Here is a 1,726-nt window from a genome sequence, read left to right as displayed (position 1 = left end):
GTAGGACTTGCCGCCATGGCAGTACTAGTCGATGCTGGCGTGCTGGCAGAACTATCAGCTTGTGTTTTGGGTCGATCGCAAGCACCTAACATCAAGGTGCCCAAGAGTAAACTAACTACGAGTAAGCGTTGAAATGGTTTTTGCATCTGTCGATTCGGGGAATTAAATGTTTAGTCAACTTAGTGTAAGTCGATCGCGGCCTACTTGACTAGGACTCGATCGATTTGTTCGAGTTCCATCTTGCTTTTTTTGTGGCAGCGGGGAGCGGGGGGACTGGGATACTGGGATACTTGGGGGACTGGGAAACGCTTGGGTTCTATTCCCTAAAACCTAAAGCCTAAAGCCTAAAGCCTAACCCCTAACCCCTAACCGTTGCCTTAACAAATTCAAAGCCTGAGAAGCAGACATCTGGCGAATCAACTCTCGCTCCCTTTGACTACCTAATTGATATTTAACGCCTTCAACACTCCCATCGGGACTGGCAATGCCAATATACACCAACCCGACAGGTTTTGTTTCCGTGCCTCCACCAGGGCCAGCAACGCCTGTAATACTTACCCCCCAATCTGTCCCCAATTTAGCCTTGACTCCTGCCGCCATCTGCCGTGCGACGATCTCGCTTACCGCGCCTTGTGCCGCTAAATCGTCAGCATTCACGCCCAAAAGTTCGACTTTGACCCGATTGGCATAAGAAATCACGCCACCCAGAAAGTAGTCAGAACTGCCAGGTATATCTGTTAACATCTGCCCTAATCCTCCGCCCGTGCAGGATTCAGCCACAGATAAGGTTTGCCCTGTTGTCTTTAATAGCTGACCGACAACACTAGCTAAAGTATCCTCATCGGTACCATAATAATATGCACCCGCAATCTGCTCGATCTCTTTGGCGATCGGTTCGATTAGCTCATTTGCGGCTAGTTCATTTGCTGCCCGCGCCGAAATCCGCAATCGTACCTCACCTTTGCCTGCATATGGTGCGACAGTCGGATTGGGTGAATTAAATAGATGATTTACCTTCTCCGCCAACGCAGCTTCAGGGATGCCAAAAAAGCGCAGGCTGCGACTATAGATCGGATTTTGACCGTAACCTTGAGTTTTTAAAAACGGAACGGCTGTATCCCGCCACATCCGGTGCATTTCCTTCGGTACGCCTGGAAATGTAAAGATCGTTAGCCCCTCCCGTGGTTGCCAAATCATCCCTGGGGCCGTCCCGCCTGGATTGGGCAAGACATCAGCACCAGCAGGTTGGAGTGCCTGTTTGCGGTTACTCGGTGTCATCGTCCGCCCACTTTGAGCAAATTTCTGTTGAATATCTGCAATAACTTCGGGATGCTCGACTAGGGGTGTATTAAAATAACTCGCGATCGCTTCGGTGGTCAAATCGTCTGGTGTCGGCCCCAAACCACCCGTGAAAATTAAGATACTCGATCGATTAGCAGCAATCTCGATCGCTTGATGGACTCGATCGATATTATCACCCACCACCGTCTGATAAAAGTGCGGTACGCCCAAGGCGGCTAATTCCTGCGCTAAGTACTGAGCATTACTATTGAGAATATCACCGAGTAATAATTCGGTACCGACACAGATTACTTCAGCAGCCATAATATTTGGGAGTTCTAAATTGGGCGATTACTACCTAATATAAGTTAAACATCCTTTGACTATCCCGATCGATTTCGGATCTTCTGTGCATTAAAAATCCCCTCCTCTGCGCAGGCAGACG

General features: G+C 49.0%; 1 protein-coding gene. It reads right to left on the bottom strand.

What is annotated here, in order from left to right; all coding sequences use genetic code 11:
- Positions 1-351: 351 nt before the first annotated feature.
- The gene (locus tag RMO84_RS17605) at positions 352-1,605 is read right to left on the bottom strand and encodes a competence/damage-inducible protein A (RefSeq protein WP_310489738.1); all 1,254 of its coding nucleotides are present in this window, start codon (positions 1,603-1,605) and stop codon (positions 352-354) included.
- Positions 1,606-1,726 lie beyond the last annotated feature (121 nt).

Origin of the sequence: Chamaesiphon sp. VAR_69_metabat_338, from assembly GCF_031423935.1 — a bacterium.
GTDB lineage: Bacteria > Cyanobacteriota > Cyanobacteriia > Cyanobacteriales > Chamaesiphonaceae > Chamaesiphon.
This window is presented reverse-complemented; position numbering and strand designations above follow the sequence as displayed.